Raw genomic sequence first — 19,194 nt, forward strand, 5'->3', positions numbered from 1 at the left:
TATGTCTTCAACTAATAACATCTATAAGCAAGTAAATTTAAGTTCTCATTCACAACTTCTAATTGTCGATCAATATTTTCTAATATCCTGTTGTGTTTCTCTAATATTTTGTTATGTTCTTCGAAAGATATAGATAAATCAATCAAACATTTAACAATGCTTTTAATATCTTCTGACACTGAAAATTGCAATAGTCTTTAATTTTTAATTTTAAAGTAAATTATTCTTCAGTTTCAAGTTGTTTTTTGTAAACTATTCCCTTGTATTTGGAGAAGAAATATAAAGAATTAACTATTCCTTGCTCGCTATTCCCAGACTTTCTTGAAGAGGGGAAAGGTAACATATCTGGACTTCTAGACGGAGCTAAATTCAGATGAATTCTACTAACCTCTAACTGGTGTGCTAGTCCTGAAGCTTTATCTAAATTCTCACTAAATATAGAGGCTTGTAATCCATATCCCAAGTCATTTATTTTCTGAATTGTTTCTTCTACATCTTCAAAGCTAATAACTCCTAATATCGGTCCAAATGCTTCTTCATTAGCTAATAAATGCTTAAAAGTGACACCCTTAAATACTATGTTTGGTACCATATTGTTTTGGATTTGATCTCAATCAATCTTCGGAGTTAAAAGTTGTGAGTCTTTATTTAAGCAATCTTCATAAATCTCTTTAAGTTTTTTAATAGCTCTTTGACTATTTAAGGGCATTCGAGAAGGTTGAACATCCTTCATCTGCTCAATTAACTCTTCACAAAACCTATCAACTACTGAAGATTCAACACAAGCTAACTGAATAGAAGTGCATCTCTGCCCACTCAAAGAAAAAGAACCTTTAATGATTTCTTTAATTGAGTTAGGTCCATAATCCTCTAGAACTAAAGCTACATTTAAAGCACTTAACTCAAGTGACTGAGGGATTGTCGGCAAAGCTCTGGATAATTCAATTCCTGCCTCTCTTCCCCCTGTCAATGACAAAGCTGAGATATTAGGCTTTTCTTTTACTAAATACTTAGATAGATCTGAACCCCTGCCTGTATAGAAATTCAATACCCCTGGAGTTATCAAATAATTATCTAAAGACAGTTCATTAAATATCTTGGAAAGTAACCAACCACACAAAGAGCCCGACATAGAACACTTCAACACTACTGAATTACCCATTAAGATTGCTGGAACAATCTTAATAATGACAGTATTTACTGGATAGTTATATGGAGTAACTACTAGCGAAACTCCTAAAGGTACTCTGTAGAATATTCCCTCTATTTCATCAGAGATTAAAGGATATTTCTCGGAATTAAAGCACTTAGGATTTTGCATCAATCTATCAAAAGCATGTGTTGTCTCCGTTATGTATTCAATACTCCTATCCACTTCTTCTTGTGCGTCTTTTTCAGTTTTTCCAGTCTCTAACCTAATTAATTGAACTAAGAGTCTAGAGTTCTCTTTTAGCTTGGAACCAAACTGAAACATAAACTTCTCTCTGGTCTTGTAGTCAACTTGCTTTCACTTCTCAAAGCCTTGTTGTGCAGACTCAAAGATTAACTTCTTATGTTTCTCATCTAATAATGGAACTGTTCCAACACACTCTCCAGTTAAAGGAGAATAGAGCTTCTCTTCAGGTAAATCTGCATCCACAATCTCTCCATTTATATAACTATTGGCTTTATGCATTACATCTCAATTCTTGCATTCAAAGATCTAATAGGAATTGAACAAATAAAACAGTTTTGATCTATCTTTCTCACAACCTTAGTTAACTCCTGTAGTTCTATTAATAAGCAAATGAACTCAAGCTGGGCTTGAGATCTTAGACTATAACTACCAAAAGAGGGGACTATTGTAAAGCTGTGAGGGAATTTTCTATCTATCAACTCATTTCTAATTTCTAAGAACTTATTAGTAAAGATCTTTACATTGATAAATCTAAATCTAGGGTAAAAGACATTAAATATAAATCTTCTAACAAATAAGGCAATTAATAAAGCAAAAAACAGTGGAGAAAAGAAGTTAGAAAGTAATTCTTTAGCTGGCTTACTTCCCCCTCCATTTGTAGCCCAAGGAATATAACTCCCTGTTATATAAGAAAAGGTGCAAAAACAAAAGCTAGTGTAAAAAATTAACTTGTTTGCAAAGTAAGACTTAGCCCTAAATAGATAGAAAATAACTCAATCAACTCCCCCGCCACAACCTCCAAGTGCATATAGCAAAGAAGTTATTAATGCATTAAGAAATGAAAAGACTATTGCATAAATAAACAAAATAATGATTCCACTTTTTACTGGAGATTGACTAGGTCCCGCAGATTGTGTTGCATTATCCCAAACTAAAAAGAGATTTTTCCCATTCTGTTCTGTTGAACCATTTTTTCCAAATGGATTAGAAAACAAAAAGAATTCTTTGAAACCCCATTCCTGAGGTAAATTAGACAAAATCAACCCAGTAACAGAAGATCCCACTATAAACAAAACACTCAATCTAGTCATTTCTTTTCCAATTACCCTATAAGTGCACAAAGCCATAACCAAATTAATTACAGAGTTGAAAACTCAGAAAAGTATTAAATAAGCTACATCTGCCTTTTCCCCCGCAATTCCCTTTACACACCTACCTATAGACTGCCAAATAGAAAGTAATCCAGGGTTATATAAAGCTACTCTTTCAACAAAAAAGAAATTAAGACATCCTGAACAAAAAGATAAAAGAAGTACTAGAGCCATTTTGGCTCTTGGATTCTTTAAAGACCAAACCCTCTGAAAAGAAAGTCCTCCTGTAGTTTTAAAAGAGAGTTTTCTTGTGTCTCCAAGTATTGTAGAATCAGAGTTTTGATAGTTCAATTGAAAGGCTGACACAGAAATTAGTCAGAAATTATATTCAAATAGAATTTACAATCAATTCGAGACTCATATGGTCTCCTAGAGGCCAAATGGTATTTCATTTTGAACTCTGAAAAGGCCATATAGCTCAGTGGTAGAGCAAACGGCTGTTAACCGTTTGGTCGCAGGTTCGATCCCTGCTGTGGCCGCCAAATTATTAAGGTCTGTTGGTGAAGTGATTAACACACATGCCTTTCACGCATGCATGCATGGGTTTGAATCCCATACAGATCGCCAAAGGGTTGTTAGCTCAGTGGGAGAGCAACTGCCTTACAAGCAGTAGGCCAGGGGTTCGAATCCCTTACAACCCACCAAAGCCGGATTAGCTTAGTGGTAAAAGCGGTCGACTTGTAATCGATTGAGATGGGTTAGAATCCTGTATTCGGCACCAATTTACGTTGATATGCGTTTATGGCGGAATTGGCAGACGCGCTAGCCTTAGGAGCTAGTATCTTAGAAAGATGTGTGGGTTCGATCCCCTCTAAACGCACCAATTTAAGGCTATCTATTTTGTTACACTAAACTTCCCTATCTCTTTATCTAATAAGAATCTAATAATTCCTGTAGGACCATATCTGTTTTTTCCTATCTTTAAAGAGATTTCTGTAGAGTAATTAAGTTCTTCATCTCCAACCATTTCTATTTCATCTTCTAGTTCAACAACTTCCTTCATTTTTTTACCTAAGCTAGGAAATAAGAAGATAACTATGTCTGCGTCTTGTTCAATAGAACCAGAATCTCTTAAGTCAGAGAGAACAGGAATTCTATCTGACCCTCTTCTTTCCTCTAGCTTTCTATTTAGTTGAGAAAGAGAGAGAATGCAAATATTCAATTCCATTGCAAGAATCTTGAGTTGTCTTGAAATTAAGCTGATTTTTTGAGTAGGATTTAGGTTATTTAGTTCCTTGTCTAAAGGTAGATTAATTAGCTGTAAATAGTCAATAATTACTAGCTTTAGTGAATATTTACGGGCTCATAACTTAATGGTTGCAATTATCTTTCCTAAAGTTATGTTGGCATCATCGCAAAATAACAAGTTAGCTTCAGAAAGTCTTTTCTTAGAGTTCTCTATTATCCCTAGATAGAGGTCTTGAACCTTTTTTCCTTCAGTTAATCTTTGGAGGGTATACAACTCTGTTTTGGAATCAATTGCAATCAATTTCTCAATAATGATTTCGTTAATCATTTCTAGAGAGAAAATTCCTATGGCATTCTCTTTCTCAGCCTTAAAAGGAGGAGAGATCTTGTGAAGATTATTGTTAATTAGATTAAGAGCAAAAGTGGTTTTTCCAACTCCAGGTCTAGAAGCGATAACAACAAATTGTCCAGGCTTAAATCCTTTAATCTTGAAATCTAAAAGGGAATATCCGGAGGTTAAATAACGATCAGATTCTTGTGTTTGACTACTTTCTACTAGATAGTCATAAGACTTTACTACCTCCTTAGAACTTAAATAGTTAAGCTTTCTGTCTTTTAAGGTAATCTCTAAGAAAGACTTTTCTCATCTAGCAATTAAGTCATTAATAATGTCTGAATTACATCTAGTTTGTAGAATCTCTTGAGACAAATTATTTAACTCTTTCTTAACTCAATTATTTCTCAATATTTCTAGGTATTTTCTGAAATTAAAGAAATTAGCCCTTCTAGGTAAATTAGTTAGATAATCTGAACAACTTTCTAAAAAACTCTGATTGAATTGATTATTGCTCTTTAAGGATTCATAGATCAGAATAGGATCAAAAGAACCATTCTTAACCTCTAGAGTTAATAACGTTTGAAATATCTGTCTAGGTATTGCATTTTGAAAAAATTCTGGTGCAACAGCTTCTATCTCTGAGAGATTAATAACATCTGCATAGTTGTATATATAGGAAGATAGGACAGCCCTTTCAACTCAGGCAATATCTAACTCTGTGAGTGACTTCTTGCTTTCTCCCTCCTGCACGGGGGAAGAATTTTAACTACAAGAAATTAATCCGCTACAAAAGGTAACAAACCAATATATCTTGCTCTCTTGATAGCTTGAGTAAGTTGATGTTGATGTTTTAAGCAATTTCCAGAAATCTTGTGAATCAAAATCTTGTTGTATCTTTTCAGGTAGTTTTGAAGAAATTCAACTTCTTTGTAATCTATTAATAACTTTCCTTGTCTACAAATCCAACAAGGCTTTCTGTATCTATGTGGTTTTTTAGGTTTAGGAACAAATTGTGCTGGGGCAGGTTGTTGTGAGGTGGGACTTACTGGTTGTTCGGTAGTTGTGGTTTGGGTTTGGTTTTCTGTTTGAGTATCCACTCTCTAATTTAATCCTCGATTTCTTTGTTCATATTGTAAATGTCTTCTAGTTCTGGAGATGATTCAGGAGTTTCATAATTTTCTTCTCTTGTTTCAGTAGTCATTATCTCAGGTAAATTAGAGATATTGTTATCTACTAAAGTTTCTTCTTGATTCTTCAGTAAGTATCTATCTTCTGAATTATTTTCAGTATTACTTAAGTTACTTGACTCAAATGCCTTATTCAGTCTTTGATAAAGCATTTCTATCTTATCTACTTGCAAATCTACTCTTTTAATAACTCTGCCTTCTATATTGGTGTAATTGTTAGTTAAAAGTGTGTACTCTATAAATACACTATCTCCTTTTTTTAGATAAGTAGAAATATATTGTGCTCTTTTCCCCCAAGCAATGCAATTGTAGTAATGTGTCTTAGCTGATTGATTAGCTCTAGTGTAATTTTCACTACAGGCCACTGAAAATCTTGAATAATCTAAAGAGCTACTGGTAATTCCTGGGACTGGATCAGCTGTGAAGTTCCCTATGAGATACCCTTTTGGAAGCATTGGGTTAGCAAGAATTAAATAGGTTTTGTGGTGCCAACTCTAAAACCAGTTTTTTGTTTCTTAGCTCTAAACTCTTGATATTTCTTTGCTCTACGCTCTGCAGCTTGTATTTTTTTAGGATTAACACTGCCACGATACCCGTAATTTTTCTCTATATTAATAATTAGGTGTCGAAGGATTTTTGGATTAAGATTCGACAAAGTTTTGAAGTTTTCTAGCTTTTCTGAATTAGAAGTTGTGAAGTTTAAAAGATATCTGTGAGCCTCTGTTTTATGCTTTATCGGATAAGCTAATTTATCAGACCAAGAAACACTTAAACTGTAACCCTCTTCTTCTTTAAATAAATCTACTAAAGGAGCTACTTCTTTTTCTGACTCTTCTTCCGAGCAGCCAGAATCAACCAAAAACATAATCTCATACTTAGGCAAAACTAATTAAATATGGCGTAGCAAGAAGGACTCGAACCTACAACCGCAAACTTAGAAGGTTTGTGCTCTATCCCAATTGAGCTATTGCTACAGCTCTACCTTCTTGAATTATTATATTTTCTCGGGTCATTACTTGAGATATTCAAATATATTAGTTCAATCTCCTTGTTTATTTAACATCTTTTGACCAATTTCTTCGGCTTTCTTTTTTGTTTGTTCTCACTTATTGATTAATCTATTTAACTCTTCTACCTTTCTACCTGAACCTCTAACAATTCTTGCTCTTCTACTACTTTCAGCCTTAATAATCTTTGGGTTTTTCTTTTCATAGGGAGTCATTGACTGTATTAGAACTTCTCATTTTGCAAATTCTTCTTCAACTACTGAAGATTGACTCATAAGTTTTTCTGACAAGCCACTTAGGTGTGGAAAAAATTTCAATAAACCTCCAAAAGATCCAAGTTTCTTAACCTCTTTGAGTTGAATAATTAAGTCTCCTAAATCAAACTTACCTTTAAGGAATTTATAAATTGATTGTTCAGCTACATTGGTATCAATCTCTTTCTCCTCAATTTTCTCTGCAAGACTTTGAACATCCCCTTCTCCCAATAGCTTAGAGACAATTCTGTCAGGATAAAAAACTACTAAATCTTCAATACTTTCTCCCTCTCCCAAGAACTTAATAGGTAACTTATAGAAATAATGAGCTGATAAAGCTGCCCCCAATGGAGACATTGAGTCAGATTTAGTAACTATCAAACTATCTACAGTGATACTTTCACAAAATAACTTAACTATTTCTAAAGACTCTTGACCGGCCAAAGCGTCTAAAACTAAGATGGTTTCAGTTGGATTAACTATAGAGCTAAGTTTTTTTAGATAACTTAATCCCTCTAAGTCCTTAGGTAAAACTCCTCCACTGTCATAAAGAATAGAGTTAACCTCTCTGTTTTTTAATTGTTCCTCAAATTCTTGAAGTCCCCCCTCACCATCTAATTCTTTAATAAAGTGACTCTTTATTCCTAGCGGAGTAACTAATTGTTGAAGTTGCTCAAAAGCTGCAACTCTATTGACATCTAAGCTTACTGTCTCAATAGTCTCAATCCCTTTTTTGTTTTTAAGATAATAGGCTAGTTTAGCTACAGTGGTAGTTTTTCCGGAACCATTAGTACCTATTAAAAGAAACTTGTCTCTCCCTTTTTTTCTAAGCTTTAAAGGTTCTGCCTCAATCCCGAGAGAATTAATTAATTTATCTTTAATCTTTTGGTAAAGCTCTAATTGAACCTCTTCTTTTCCCATAAAAAGTCTTTTTTCCTCTTTCAAAGATTCTTTTATTTCCTGAAAAAATTGCTCAACCACTTCATAATTGACATCGGCTTTAATAAATTCATTTTTCAATTCCTCGAAGATTAGTTCCATTTCTTTTTCTCCGATAACTCTGGCCAGAAAATTATGCTTAATTTTTCTTGCTAAAACTTTTTGCAAAATCTTGGAAAGCAAAAGCATATTTAATGAATAATTAACCTAAAGATTCCAAATTCTTTTTCTCCCTTCCTAATTAAAAAATAAAAGTATCTAGAAAGAGAGTTATCTAATTTCTCTTTGTGATTAGTTAATTTCTTTCCAAAACAAAAGATACACTTCTCTTGTTCAACTAATCTTTTAGATTCACTATGAGATTTAGACAAACCCAATTGAATCAAAATACCAGAAAGATTCATTGACTCTGCAGAACTATAAGAAGGAATCTCTTCCATTAAAAGCTTTAGTTCTTCTTTGGTTCACTGACTTGACTCAATAAATCTCTTAGAGTCAAACAATCAATCAGAGATTTTGCTCACTCTCTCAAATTTCTCTAATGAATAAACCTGAGAAAATAGTTCCTTAATAACTCTTGGTTTTAATTCTTGAGGAGGTAACTCTAATTCCTCTTGAGAAATAGAAAACACAAAATTAGCTAAATTTCTAAGTTGTAAATCTGACAGATTTCAGAAGTATTGAAAGACTTTATATTCAGGGCTTAAAAAGTTATCTAAAAACAAAGCTCCTTTAGTGCTCTTCCCGAACTTAACTCCAGAAGAATCAGTCAATAATGGAATGGTAAAGCCCCCAACTTGTAAATTCTCTTGTTTTCTTCTTATGAACTCAATTCCAGTTGTGATATTGCCTCATTGATCTTGACCCCCGACTTGAATGCCTATGCCTTTGTTCTTAGCTAAACAGTAGAAATCATAAGACTGTAATGCAGGGTAAAACACATCTTTCATATTTAAGGTCTCTTGTTGGAGTCTCAACTTCAAAAAATCTTTAGCAAGCAAAGTAGAAACATTAAAAAGTGGGAGCAACTCAGCCAAAAAAGAAATGGAAAAAGAAGAATAAAACTGAGAATTCAATACTATCTCCGCATCTGGAACTAATCTTTTTAGTTGAGATTGAATGTATTTCAAGTTATTTTCTCTTTCCTTTGGAGTTAAAAATCTTCTTTCATCAGCCTTTCAAGAGGCATCTCCGATTGGGGTAGTAAAGTCTCCCAAAATAATTACTGTAGGTATTTGATATTGAGTAGCTCTATTTAAAACAGAAAGAAGTAAATAGTGTCCTCAATGCAGAGAATTGGCGGTTAAGTCAAATCCAACATAAATCCCTAAACCAAAATCCAATAACTTCTCTAATCCTTCTAGAGAAGTTGAGTTATAGATTACCCCTCTACTCTTAAGTTCTTTTAAAAAGTTACTTCTCTTGGAGAAAGGCGTAAAGGCTGTGTAAATTAAAAAATCACTAAACTTTTGAATTTAACTGTAATACTTCAGATTTAAAAGATTCATAGATATTAGATAAAGAACCTATTCCTTGAGAGTAAATATCTATTACTTTTGACAACAACTTAGCTAAGCTGATTACCTTTACATAATCTTTTTTTTCTTGTAAAGGAACGCTATCGGAAACCAGAATTTCAGAAAACAAATCTTCTTGATAAGCTGAGTCAAAAAGACTTCAAGCCTGTCCACTAAATAAACCATGAGTGGCACAAATAATAGTTGATTTAGCTCCTAATTTCTTCAAAGTTTTAATTGCTAATATAACAGTTCCTCCTGTACCAATAATGTCATCAAATATCAAACATTTTTTATCTACAACATCTCCATAAACAGTGTGTTCATTAATCTCCCCTTTCTTACCTCTAATCTTTTCCATAATGACAATAGGAATTGAAAGTAAATTAGAAAGTACTCTGGTTCTCTTTGTGGCTCCAAAATCTGGAGAGACTATCACAAACTCCCTTAATTTAGAGCCGTAAGTTCTTATTAAGTACTCAGCGAATAATGGCACAGCATATAAATGGTCAATGGTGATATCAAAAAAACCTTCAATTTGATCAGAATGTAAATCTAAAGTAGTTATCTTATTAGCTCCTGAAACACTAATTAGATTAGAGATAAGTTTTGAAGTTATTGGGGCTCTTTTTTCTGTCTTTCTATCTTGTCTTGAGTAAGCAAGATAGGTAATAATGAGATTTATTTCTTTGGCGGCAGCTCTCTTAATGGCATCAATAGTCACCAATAACTTCATAAAGTTTTCATTCACAGGAGCAGAAAGACTGTGTAAGAGAAAGACCTTCTTTCCCCTAACAGAAACTTTTGGTTGAACAAAATATTCTCCATCTGGAAATGAAAAGATATTAAGTTCTGAAAAAGGGAGCTTAAACTCTTTTTCTAAGTTGTCTTTAAGAGTCTCAGAAATATTTATATGGAAATAAAGGCTGTCTGAAGAATCTACCACCTAAAAATAAATATTTAAAAGTTTCTATATTATCTATTTAAGTTTTTAGGTTCAATCCCAAAAATCTAACTCAACTTCAGAAGGAGTTAATGACTGTAATAAAGCTGGAACTCTAAGTAAATGAATTTCAAAACACAACTGAAATAAGACCCTAGCTCTTTTCTTTTTGGTTAGCTCTTTACTCTTAATGGTTCCCAAATAACTAAGCTAGTAATTGACACCATTTAGACACACTAGTGAATATATTAGGTAATACTTTATTTTTATAACTACAGTCAGTTAATTCAATCAAGTGACTATTTTTTAATCTCTTTAAGAATAATACTCTCATTTGTCTTCCCATCTCCTTATCTCTTATTAATAAAGAACTTTCAAAGTTGAGATACAGTGACCTATAGTCTCAATTGTATGTACCAAAATATACTATTTCATCATCTATTATTGTTAATTTTTCATGATTAAAACCTAGATACTCATAAATCTCTATATTATTGGAGGCAAAGCTAGATAATAGTTTTCTATGAACTCTTAATACCTTATCTTTAAGATCCGCTTCCTTAGGCAAGATAATTTGTACTCTTACTCCAATCTGACTAACGAACTTAAGAGCATTCAAGATATCTTTTGGGGGATAAAAGTAAGGAGTTGAAATTCTTATTACCTGCTCTGCTGAAAGAATTAAGTTCAATAGATTAGTCTTAATAGGCCTATCCTCTAGTAAAGGAGAAGAAGGAACTAATTGTAACTCTAACTTTCCTTTATTTTGATGATTAAATCCAAAATAATGTTGAGAATCAAGTAACATATCCAACTCTTTCTCCTCCTTTTTAGGTTGAATTAAGCCTCAGTGGAATGCAAACAATACATTTAAAGAATTAACTATCTCTCCTTCTAACGAGATAGATAGTTCAGAGGTTGGAAAGAACTTGTCAGTTATATTGAAGTACTCATCTGAGACATTACAACTTCCAAACAATGCATACTGATTGTCTACCACTAACAATTTATTGTGGTTTCGAAAGTTCCATCACAGCTCATTTCCTTTAGTAAATAGAGGATTAAATATCCTGTATTTAATTCCTGAAGACTTAATTCTTTTCTGAGCCTTCTTTGAAATCTTGAAAAAGTTACCTCAACCATCAACTATTAACCTAACCTCAACTCCTTCTTTAATCTTTTGTTCCAGTAATTGAATCAAGTAGTTAAATACATATCCTTCAGAAAATATGTAGTACTCAATATGTATGAACTTTTTTGCTTTCTTAATAAGCTGAACTAAGCAAAATAAACAATCTTTTGCATTATCTATTATTTGAGCTGAATTACCTTGAGTTAAATATCTGTAACAAGCTAATTGGTTGTATTTAACTAACTTATTGAAGTTCTTTTTCTTACTTCTGAGAAAAACAGGCACTCAACTCTTATCTCTATTAAAGTTAAGAAATCTACCTTCATAATCTTGATGTCTTTGTAATGATTCAAGATATTTTCCAATTAAATCGCTATTTAACTTGTCCATTCAAAGTAAGAAATATCCAATGGGAAAGACAAAAGGCACAAAGACAAAGGAAGCCACATAAAAGATTAGATGTACATTACTTTTTTTGAAATTCCCAAATAACCTAAAAACCGTATAAGAACTTAAAAGATAATTACCTATTAAAGAACTAAATAATAGACTTACTCCTATTGCTGGGCTTCCCAAGAATGGGAGGCTAGTTAAAAAAAGACTAAGAAATAAAACTGAAAGAGCTAATCCACATATTCTGAAAGACTTAAGTGACCTATATGTTTCTAACTGTTCCGTCGTATAGCTTAGTTTTGTTTATTTTTATTTCTTAAGTTCTCAACCATTCTAGATTTATAGGCTTCAACTCCAGGTTGATCAAAAGGATTTTGTCCAAATAAATAAGCAGAAAACATAGCTGAAAGACAAAGAAAGAAATATAAGTAACCAAATGTAAACGCTGATCAATCATTTACATTCAGAACCAAAACACTTATATTTTTTAAGTCTCTGTGTGCATTAACGGTACCAAGAAAGGCTGCTTGATTTATCTCTCTTAAGCTAGTGTCTTTAAGTCAATCTAACTTATCTTCATTTCCAAAGACAGTTCCTTGAACCTTTAATTCATCTTTTCTATTATCATCTTTAACTCAAACTATGGTCTGAAAGAAAGAAGTATTTCCTTCTTGTAGTAACTGGCCAACTGAATGGAGATCAGGAGTAAAGTCCAATATTACAGGCATTAATCCCTTATCGCCTTTTCCTTCTGATTCAGCAAACAATTGTTTCATTTTGTGAAGTATTCCATTAACTTGAGGATCGTAAGCAATTAAACATTCAGAGCTTAATTTCTTATTCTCAAAGAAATAATTTCTGTAAGCTGCATATTGAAAGGGAACATTAGAAGAATAATCTAAGTGATAACAATCTTCATAACAGGCCTTGGCTCCAGCCATTAATTCTTCTCCAGAAATATTACTTAGTATTGCTGGCACTAACCCTACAGGAGTTAAGGTGGAATATCTTCCCCCAATACTCTTCTCTATTCCAAAAATATGGTAGTTATGTTTCTTGGCTAGTTCATACAAACATCCTTCTCCATCAGTTGTTATGGCAACAATGAACTCATTGTGTTTTTCTCTTTCTCTCTCAAAAAGCAAATCTCTTAAGAATCTAAATGTAACTGCACTTTCTAAAGTCCCGCCAGATTTAGAGATAACTACTACAGCAAATTTTTTGTTCTTTAAATAATTAATAGTTTCCTCAAGAAATCTAGAAGAAAAATAAGGAACAAATAAGAATTCAAAGAACTTTTTAGTAGTGCTAGGTTGCTCTACAAACTCTAAGCAAGCTTTGCTCCCGAGATAAGAACCTCCTGTTCCTATTATTACTACAACCTCTACTCCTTTATCAACTCAATCTTGTCTAATTCCCTTAGCTTTATCAAATATTTCCTTGTGATCTTCAAAAACTCAGGGAATTCACCCTGTCATCTCAACCCCTTTAGCCTGCTTCAACTGCAAGCTATTAAAGATTTCTTTAAGTTTGCTTGCATACAATGCCCTTATCTCATCTTGACTAATTGCCTTCAAGAAACTTATATTCAGACTTACAGACATACTAGTAACTTCTCCCGAAATAAGCTAAACAATTTGCTTTTTGTCCGCTAAATACACAGCAAAAATTAGTATTTGGAGGTAGTTTCTTCTTTATACATCTAATAGAGAAATTATACTTTTGAGCTTTAAAGTGTGTTTCATTTTCTAGCTCATCTTTTCAAGGAGCTAACACAACCTTTCCCTCAGAAATCAGCTTAACTAACTCTTTTCATTCTCTAGTCTTAACTACAAAACTAGAAAAGTGTTGACTACTTCTATCTAATAACTCTTTGGTGTAATTCTTCTTTATCTGACTAACTTCTTGTTTTAATTCAAAGAGATTACATCTTATTTTTTCTTCAAAGATTCTGACTTTCAGAGTAACTCTAGCATTTTCTACTTCCTGTTGACCAACTATTATTACTAGGGGGATTCCCAGCCTCTCTAATCTATACATTGTTTGTCCTAAAGATCCAGAAAGAGTTTCTATAGTGAATCTATAGTTATTTAATTTCTCACATAAAGTAAAAAGATATTTTTCTGAATTCTCTTTATTTAAATCGCCAAAAATCACCACAACTATTTGTTCTTGAGCCAACTCTCAAGGAAGAACCAAACCTAATCTATCACTATGCATCTGAACTACTGAACCAATAAGTCTAGTGGAACATCCGGCGGACAATTGCACTGGAGTCAAAGCAACTGAATTATTCACTCAATACTTAATATTCAGTAATTCTGCGAAAAAAGAAGAGAGATAATGAGAAGTTGTTAGTTGAAGCACTTGACCATCAGGCAAAATACATTCATTAGTTAGAGTTTGTTCTGCACCAGGAAATCTTTCTAGCTTTGTCTTCTCTCCCCCCAGATAACTAATGCATAGTAGATTCTTAATGAGTTTCTTGTAAATTGCATCTATTAGTAATAAGTATTCTTTGGCTTCATCTTCAGAAACATGAATTGAATGTAATTCCTGTCAATAGAATTCTTTACTTCTAAAGAATAACTTAGTATTTTTTTCTGATCTATAAACAGAAGATCATTGATTTAAAAGAATAGGTAATTTAATCTTTCTTTCTTGAATTCTTTCTTTAAAAAAATGAGTAAATAGTAATTCACTAGTAGGTCTTAAAGCAACAATACTATTGAGATCATCTTTTTCAGAATGTAATCTAATAATCTCACTTAGGTCTAAGGTGTTTTGACTTTTTTGTTCAGCTACAAATCCTGAATAAGGAATTAGACTGGGAAATAAAACATTCTGAACTTTGAGTTTTGCAAATTCTTTGTTAATAAAAGACTGTATTTGTTCTCAAATAAAACAACCTCTGGGATGAAGGAAGAAAGTGCCGGAGATTAGCCCCGGACTAGCTAATCCTCCCTCTAGTAAAAGAGTTTCGTATTTAAGTTGCTCACTATTCAGCTGATTTATAGAACACGCTCATTACCAATTCCCCTTTGGTAACTGACTCACCATCTTTCTTATGTATCTTTACTTCTTTTCCTTCCATGTTTTCATTTTGAACTAACAAGGCTGAGATATCACTAGTTGCATTCTTTCTAATAACTTCTAGTGACATTTGACATAATTGATCTTTTTCTAAAACTGGCAAACCTTGAGTTAAAGAAGTAGTAAAGGCTTTCATTTCTAGAGGAATGTTCACTGTATTAATTCCAAGATGAAGCATAACTGCAATTTGAGTTTTTAACTCTCTAACTATATAAGCGTGTTGAGTCTTAAATAAAACTTCTAGATTACCAGTTAAAGGACATAAAACTTCTTCATCATCGGTAGGTTGAATACCAACTCCAACTCCCATATAACCTTCTGAAAAACCTTCATCTGGAATCTTCTTTTGATCAACAATGACTCCAGTTAGAGGAGAATAGATCTTTATCTCTTGATTTAACTCTTCCCGTTTCTTCTTAGTAAAGCCAGAAAGAAATTTTTTAACAAATTCAATTAATGCCTTCATATTTACAAAAATCCCAAAATAGTATTTTAAAACTCTTTTAATTGTTGTGGCTTACATCTAAGTGTTTGACTTCTTCCAAATAGGTTTATATTGATAGTCACTACTTGATTCTTAAGGTCTATGTCCTTAACAACTCCCTTTGCTCCCATTTCAGATAAATAAACAAAATCATTAACTCTTAAATTCTCAATAACTATCTCTCTTCTATCGTGAATAACCGTAGGTGTAGAAACATATGTTTCTTCAACTTCCTCAGTCATTGTTGGTTCCGCCCTTCCTTCTTCAGGATCGTAACCCAGACCTTCTTCCTCAACTGGTTTTGGAACGGGCATACCACTTTTCACAAAGTTAGATACAGGACCACTAATAATTTGATATTCTTTTTTAGCAATATAGTCTTCTAGTGATGGAATTTTTTCTGAAACCATGCCTTTCATTCTCAAAATTTCCGCTTCTGTTACTACATTTGGAGAAGGATATCCTAAGAAATTAAGTCCTAAAGCTCATCTAGTTATTTGGTCAAACAAGTCAAGCTCTCCAACCATTTTGATGAAAATAAAACACTTAAATGGTCTAGTAACTTTTAATCGAATCTTTCTAAAATAACCATTTTTAGTCTTCACTCAGATAGAAGTCTTACTATTCCTAAATTCTGTTTTGGGTAACTCTAATGAATCGGGGGGATAGTCCTTAGACTCATCAACTATTGTTTCCTTAACAGAAAGAATTTCTTGAACTTGATCAGTTAATTTATACTGTCGTACTTTATCTCAAAGCTGTTCTATTAACTTATCTTCATTTGATACAAAAGTTCTAGCTGTAAATCATTCACATTCTTTACTTTCACTGTCTTTATCTAAATCAAGACCAATAATTTCATCTTCAAACTCATCAAAGTCACTTGTAATTATCCACTCCATTGTCTTCTAACTTAAGTAATAAGTCACATAAATAGGAAAATCACATAGAAGAATAGAGTCAATATTCCAGTAATTAAAAGAACAAAACAAGTCTCTTTAAATACTTTCTGACTACTACTTCACTGTATTCTGTGAAAGTTTTTAAAGAACTCTTCAACAAAAGAAACTGTCTTACTTTTAAAGTTTCTATAGTGCATCTTGAATCAAGAATATTCATCTTGATTAATAACTGACTCTGCATTAATATCCCTTGATTCCAACATCTTTAACTTATTTAATTAAATATATAATCAGACGAGCTTAAAAGGCTTGTTTTTAACTTTAATGCAGAATTAGTTTAGTGATAAAATACAACCTTGCCAAGGTTGAGTCGTGAGTTTGATTCTCATATTCTGCTCCACTAATTATTACTTTTATCTAAATCTACCTATCAAATATGAATAAGTTCATTAAGAAATATCTAGAAAACTATCTAGGAATCTGTAAGAGTTTATTAATGGGAAAAGCTATTGTTATTGAAACAGATACCTTGATAGCTTTAGCGGCCCTCGACAGCAAAGTTCTCTATGAAATTAAGAATAGACCTTTAAAAAAAAACTGATTACTTTTATTGGAAAGCTTGATCAATTTCCCCAAAAGATTCCTGCTGACCTAAAACCTCTTTTACAAAGATTCTGACCTGGTCCTTTAACAGTTATATATAAAGGAGATGCTTATAGAATGCCAGCCAATCCAGTCTTACTAAAACTCTCAGAACATCTAGGTCCTCTCTATTCAACTAGTGCAAACATCTCTGGAGAAGAACCAATTAAAGACCTACAAGAAGCCAAAATTGTCTTCAAGGAACATAAAGACAAATTCATGATTGTTAAGTCTGGTTGTGTTAGCTCAGGAATATTCTCAACTATCTATGACTATGACAACAAAGAGATAATCAGAGAAGGAGAGATCCCCCGCTGAAAAATCTTTAATTAAGTAGAAAAGAAGTTCTTTTTATTTAGTTCCACTCTAGCAGTTTTACTTCCTAACTTAGATACCGAGTTATAGATATCTTCTAGTTCCAGACTAACTTTCTTAATTTCTAAAAAAATTATGTTTTTGGAAGAGCATTCTCTTTGGAATAGAAGGAAATTCATCTTTCCATCAAAGGTACAAAAGATCACATTTTTCACTAAATTAACTGAATGAGAAGTTGAGTACTTAGGAAGAAATTTCAAGCAAGCTTCATTGTCTGAACTTGAAATAGCATACTTATTCTTGCTTTCTAATAACAGATTTTCCATAGAACCAGAATAATAAGTCTTTCCTTCAACTAACAAGGTACAGGAGTTAAAGTAATTAGGCAAATCTGAAAGATCGTGAGAGAACAAAACTACCGATCTCTCTGAAGTCTTAAATTGAACTAGTAGATCCAATAATTCAATCTTTTCAGTATGTTGAAGTCCTAATAAAGATTGATCCAAAACTAATATGTTAGGGTCAAATATCAGAGAAATTAATAATTGAAGCTTTCTAATTTCTAACAAATTTAAGTCAATAATATGAGTTCTTCTTTTATTCTCAAGACCAAAACTTTTTAACTTAATAGATAAGTAACTTCTTATAGTTCCTTCTTCAACTCCCATTAATTGCAACTTAGTATTAACTACTTCTTCTAAAGTACTAAAAGAATCAAATTCATGCTCATAACTTATAAAACCACAAACCTTACTAATTTTTAAGATGTCTCCTTTATAGTTTTGAGAGTTAAAAAGAATCTCTCCATCATACTCCTCTCTACCAGACAAACAATTAAATAGAGTTGTTTTTCCTGAAGAGTAAGCTCCAATAATTATGTGAAAATCTCCATGATAAACCTTCAGAGACACATTAACTAAAGAAGCTATGTTTTTATTTCCATAGTATTTAGTTAAGTTATTTACCTCTAAAGTTGGAAAACTATATTCAAATATTCCACTCTTAGATAATTTCTTAAAGAAGTTAAAAGAATTATCACTTACATCTAGTAACTCAGTTAATTGTGGTTCTGTTTCTTGTGTCTTATCAAAAACACTAAAGATATTTTGATTCAGGTAATTATTTAATTTCTTGGTTTGATCCTCTATTTCTTTATGTTCTTTCTTTAAATTAAGTAACTCATCTAGCTTTAAAGTCTTTTTCTTTTTTTCTTCTATAACACTCATTATTTGGAGAACTCTACTATTTTTTCATTAATAAATTCAAACAAACTTCTAATTAATGCATAGTTCATTCTAGTAGGTCCTACTACAGACAAACTTCTTGTTTTTTCTCTAGTATCTAAAACTGTAGTAGTGGTTACAGAAACACCATCTATCTCACTATCTAAATTAATTAAAGTCTTTCCTGTTTTAAAGTAATTGGAATTTAATTGAGAGAATGTAGAGTAATTCTCTAATATATTAAAGATTTTTTCTAGACTAATTTGGTTGTTTCTAACCTCAGGTTGAGATATTATAGAGTTTTTGTTGTAAATCTTGTACAAAGACTGTTTCTTATTAACTACTCCTGAACAAATCTTTGCAATGATTTTTTCATATACAAACTCATATTTATGAACACTACTTCTTATCTTAGGTATTAACTTTAGAGTTTCTTTATCTATATTAGAAAGAGTACAACCCACTAGATTCTCATTTAATAGTTTGACACATATGCTTAAATCCTCTCTTTCTTTAAATTCATCTACAAATATTTTGTCTTTATAAATCTCTCCTGAAGAAGTTATTGCATATATAACAAACTCTCTCTCAGATAATTCAACAAGGTCTAATCTCTTAAGTATTTCCTTTCCTAAATCATTATTTCCTGAAAGAATAATAGGCAAATTAATGAAGTTAGAGATTATTTCCGCACTCTTATTTAGGGTTACATCAATAGATTCATTTCTATTTGCAAATAACTCAACTAACTTATATTTGATTTCTTCATTTACATTCTTTAAGTTATCCATTAAGTGACAAATGTACATCTTATAGCCTTCTTTAGTAGGTATTCTTCCAGAAGATTGATGCTCTTTCTTTAAGAATCCTTTTTGTTCTAGAATCAACATTTCATTTCTTATAGTTGCTGAAGATCATCTATATAGTTTTTTAGATTTGATATTTAAGCTACTAATAGACTCTTTTTCACTTATATAAGCTTCAACAATTATCTTTAGAATCTCTTTCTGTCTTTCATTAAGTATCTCTTTACTACTTTCATCTATAAGTAACTCAATTGATTCACTTGACTCAACTACAGGATTAGACAT

General features: G+C 32.1%; 20 protein-coding genes and 7 tRNA genes. 8 read left to right on the forward strand and 19 right to left on the reverse strand.

Features of this window, described 5'->3' with window-relative positions:
* Window positions 1–220: 220 nt before the first annotated feature.
* A complete protein-coding gene (locus DNK47_RS00105) occupies window positions 221–1,675 on the reverse strand; it encodes an aldehyde dehydrogenase family protein (protein ID WP_112664928.1) in 1,455 nt (484 codons plus the stop codon).
* Window positions 1,675–2,853, reverse strand: a complete 1,179-nt coding sequence (locus DNK47_RS00110; protein ID WP_112664929.1) for a YitT family protein — start codon at window positions 2,851–2,853, stop codon at window positions 1,675–1,677. The genes DNK47_RS00105 and DNK47_RS00110 overlap by 1 nt, the downstream gene beginning before the upstream one ends.
* A 101-nt stretch (window positions 2,854–2,954) precedes the next feature.
* On the opposite strand from DNK47_RS00110, the gene DNK47_RS00115 reads away from it, so the two are divergent.
* The 5 genes from DNK47_RS00115 to DNK47_RS00135 all read left to right on the forward strand — a co-directional run bounded on the left by DNK47_RS00115 (window position 2,955) and on the right by DNK47_RS00135 (window position 3,370).
* Window positions 2,955–3,029 (forward strand) — tRNA-Asn (locus DNK47_RS00115).
* A gap of 9 nt (window positions 3,030–3,038) precedes the next feature.
* Window positions 3,039–3,114, forward strand: a tRNA-Glu gene (locus DNK47_RS00120).
* A 2-nt stretch (window positions 3,115–3,116) separates the two neighbouring features.
* A tRNA-Val gene (locus DNK47_RS00125) sits at window positions 3,117–3,191 on the forward strand.
* Window positions 3,192–3,193: 2 nt separating this feature from the next.
* A tRNA-Thr gene (locus DNK47_RS00130) sits at window positions 3,194–3,268 on the forward strand.
* Window positions 3,269–3,282: 14 nt separating this feature from the next.
* Window positions 3,283–3,370, forward strand: a tRNA-Leu gene (locus tag DNK47_RS00135).
* Between the two features lie 12 nt (window positions 3,371–3,382).
* Here DNK47_RS00135 and DNK47_RS00140 read toward each other — a convergent pair.
* From DNK47_RS00140 to DNK47_RS00205, 15 genes are all read right to left on the reverse strand, one after another.
* Window positions 3,383–4,822: a replicative DNA helicase gene (locus DNK47_RS00140; RefSeq protein WP_112664930.1), complete on the reverse strand. Its 1,440-nt coding sequence runs from the start codon at window positions 4,820–4,822 to the stop codon at window positions 3,383–3,385.
* 26 nt (window positions 4,823–4,848) lie between these two features.
* Window positions 4,849–5,169 (reverse strand): 30S ribosomal protein S18, encoded by a 321-nt coding sequence (gene rpsR / locus DNK47_RS00145; protein ID WP_112664931.1) that lies wholly within the window; start codon window positions 5,167–5,169, stop codon window positions 4,849–4,851.
* Window positions 5,170–5,177: 8 nt separating this feature from the next.
* Window positions 5,178–5,714: a single-stranded DNA-binding protein gene (locus DNK47_RS00150; protein WP_099197270.1), complete on the reverse strand. Its 537-nt coding sequence runs from the start codon at window positions 5,712–5,714 to the stop codon at window positions 5,178–5,180.
* A gap of 14 nt (window positions 5,715–5,728) precedes the next feature.
* Window positions 5,729–6,142: a 30S ribosomal protein S6 gene (gene rpsF / locus DNK47_RS00155; RefSeq protein ID WP_258393865.1), complete on the reverse strand. Its 414-nt coding sequence runs from the start codon at window positions 6,140–6,142 to the stop codon at window positions 5,729–5,731.
* A gap of 13 nt (window positions 6,143–6,155) precedes the next feature.
* Window positions 6,156–6,233 (reverse strand) — tRNA-Arg (locus tag DNK47_RS00160).
* Window positions 6,234–6,271: 38 nt separating this feature from the next.
* Window positions 6,272–7,627, reverse strand: coding sequence for a signal recognition particle receptor subunit alpha (locus DNK47_RS00165; RefSeq protein ID WP_258393866.1), 1,356 nt, complete (start codon window positions 7,625–7,627; stop codon window positions 6,272–6,274).
* A 23-nt stretch (window positions 7,628–7,650) separates the two neighbouring features.
* Window positions 7,651–8,934 carry a tyrosine--tRNA ligase gene (gene tyrS, locus DNK47_RS00170; RefSeq protein WP_309250880.1) on the reverse strand — a complete coding sequence of 428 codons (1,284 nt, stop codon included), beginning with the start codon at window positions 8,932–8,934 and terminating at the stop codon, window positions 7,651–7,653.
* Entirely contained in the window at window positions 8,921–9,922 is a 1,002-nt protein-coding gene (locus tag DNK47_RS00175; protein ID WP_112664933.1) for a ribose-phosphate diphosphokinase, read from the reverse strand. Before DNK47_RS00175 ends, tyrS begins: the two co-directional genes overlap by 14 nt.
* A gap of 45 nt (window positions 9,923–9,967) precedes the next feature.
* Window positions 9,968–10,120: a hypothetical protein gene (locus DNK47_RS03400; protein ID WP_181454129.1), complete on the reverse strand. Its 153-nt coding sequence runs from the start codon at window positions 10,118–10,120 to the stop codon at window positions 9,968–9,970.
* A 4-nt stretch (window positions 10,121–10,124) separates the two neighbouring features.
* Window positions 10,125–11,627: a phospholipase D-like domain-containing protein gene (locus DNK47_RS00180; protein ID WP_258393867.1), complete on the reverse strand. Its 1,503-nt coding sequence runs from the start codon at window positions 11,625–11,627 to the stop codon at window positions 10,125–10,127.
* A 110-nt stretch (window positions 11,628–11,737) separates the two neighbouring features.
* Window positions 11,738–13,048 carry a glucose-6-phosphate isomerase gene (locus DNK47_RS00185; RefSeq protein ID WP_112664934.1) on the reverse strand — a complete coding sequence of 437 codons (1,311 nt, stop codon included), beginning with the start codon at window positions 13,046–13,048 and terminating at the stop codon, window positions 11,738–11,740.
* 1 nt (window position 13,049) lies between these two features.
* Window positions 13,050–13,826 carry a His/Gly/Thr/Pro-type tRNA ligase C-terminal domain-containing protein gene (locus DNK47_RS03610; RefSeq protein WP_258393868.1) on the reverse strand — a complete coding sequence of 259 codons (777 nt, stop codon included), beginning with the start codon at window positions 13,824–13,826 and terminating at the stop codon, window positions 13,050–13,052.
* Between the two features lie 616 nt (window positions 13,827–14,442).
* Window positions 14,443–15,003 carry a PTS sugar transporter subunit IIA gene (locus tag DNK47_RS00195; RefSeq protein ID WP_112664936.1) on the reverse strand — a complete coding sequence of 187 codons (561 nt, stop codon included), beginning with the start codon at window positions 15,001–15,003 and terminating at the stop codon, window positions 14,443–14,445.
* 26 nt (window positions 15,004–15,029) lie between these two features.
* Window positions 15,030–15,923 carry a transcription termination/antitermination protein NusG gene (gene nusG, locus DNK47_RS00200; protein ID WP_112664937.1) on the reverse strand — a complete coding sequence of 298 codons (894 nt, stop codon included), beginning with the start codon at window positions 15,921–15,923 and terminating at the stop codon, window positions 15,030–15,032.
* A gap of 11 nt (window positions 15,924–15,934) precedes the next feature.
* Window positions 15,935–16,186, reverse strand: coding sequence for a preprotein translocase subunit SecE (locus DNK47_RS00205; RefSeq protein WP_112664938.1), 252 nt, complete (start codon window positions 16,184–16,186; stop codon window positions 15,935–15,937).
* A gap of 63 nt (window positions 16,187–16,249) precedes the next feature.
* Here DNK47_RS00205 and DNK47_RS00210 point away from each other — a divergent pair.
* From DNK47_RS00210 to DNK47_RS00220, 3 genes are all read left to right on the forward strand, one after another.
* Window positions 16,250–16,323, forward strand: a tRNA-Gly gene (locus DNK47_RS00210).
* A gap of 36 nt (window positions 16,324–16,359) precedes the next feature.
* On the forward strand, window positions 16,360–16,578 hold the full coding sequence (locus DNK47_RS00215) for a hypothetical protein (RefSeq protein ID WP_112664939.1): 219 nt from the start codon (window positions 16,360–16,362) through the stop codon (window positions 16,576–16,578).
* Window positions 16,579–16,643: 65 nt separating this feature from the next.
* A complete protein-coding gene (locus DNK47_RS00220) occupies window positions 16,644–16,898 on the forward strand; it encodes an L-threonylcarbamoyladenylate synthase (protein ID WP_112664940.1) in 255 nt (84 codons plus the stop codon).
* Here DNK47_RS00220 and DNK47_RS00225 read toward each other — a convergent pair.
* Window positions 16,895–18,106, reverse strand: a complete 1,212-nt coding sequence (locus DNK47_RS00225) for an ATP-binding cassette domain-containing protein (RefSeq protein ID WP_112664941.1) — start codon at window positions 18,104–18,106, stop codon at window positions 16,895–16,897. The two genes, DNK47_RS00220 and DNK47_RS00225, sit on opposite strands and share 4 nt — an antisense overlap.
* On the reverse strand, window positions 18,106–19,194 hold the full coding sequence (locus DNK47_RS00230) for an HrcA family transcriptional regulator (protein WP_112664942.1): 1,089 nt from the start codon (window positions 19,192–19,194) through the stop codon (window positions 18,106–18,108). Before DNK47_RS00230 ends, DNK47_RS00225 begins: the two co-directional genes overlap by 1 nt.

The organism is Mycoplasma wenyonii (assembly GCF_003265155.1).
GTDB classification, from domain to species: Bacteria; Bacillota_I; Bacilli_A; order Mycoplasmatales; family Mycoplasmoidaceae; genus Eperythrozoon_A; species Eperythrozoon_A wenyonii_C.